Raw genomic sequence first — 435 nt, 5'->3', positions numbered from 1 at the left:
AGCGCTTGCTGTTGTCTTCGCGCACCAGTTCGACGGTGGCCATCTTGCCCTGCACATCCTTGAGGGCGATGTTGGGATCGTCGCTCAGGCATTCGACGGTGAAGTGGAAGTCGCGCGACAGGCCCTCCACCGCGTCGATCCGGTTGGCCACGAGGCTGGCGGGGCCTCCGCTGGGAAAGTTCAGGCGCAGCAGGCGGTTGTTCTGACGGGTCATGCGGGCTTCCTTTGGGTGGGCATGTGACGTTGCATGGATATTATTTTCGAGCTGCGGCGGCGGGCGCGGGAACGCTTGCCGTTTTGCCGGCGAGATGCTGTTCCAGGCGTTCGACCAGGGCGGCATGGCCGCGCCGGCGCGCGCAGGCGAGGGCGTCTTCGCCGCGCTTGTTGCGCAGTGTCGGGTTGGCGCCTTCGGCGAGCAACAGGTTCAGCAGGTCG

At 65.7% G+C, this 435-nt stretch carries 1 protein-coding gene and 1 pseudogene; both read right to left on the bottom strand.

Annotation, left to right across the window (positions count from 1 at the left end):
* Window positions 1–214: hypothetical protein (locus F2P46_RS36255; protein WP_166899338.1), on the bottom strand; the 214-nt coding region annotated here is incomplete at its 3' end.
* Window positions 215–254: 40 nt separating this feature from the next.
* Window positions 255–435 (bottom strand): annotated as a pseudogene (locus tag F2P46_RS36250) (ankyrin repeat domain-containing protein); the annotation flags it as partial.

Source organism: Massilia sp. CCM 8734, assembly GCF_011682155.1.
GTDB classification, from domain to species: Bacteria; Pseudomonadota; Gammaproteobacteria; order Burkholderiales; family Burkholderiaceae_D; genus Telluria_A; species Telluria_A rubra.
Note: the sequence above shows the minus strand (reverse complement) of the source record. Positions and strands in the feature narration are given on the sequence as shown.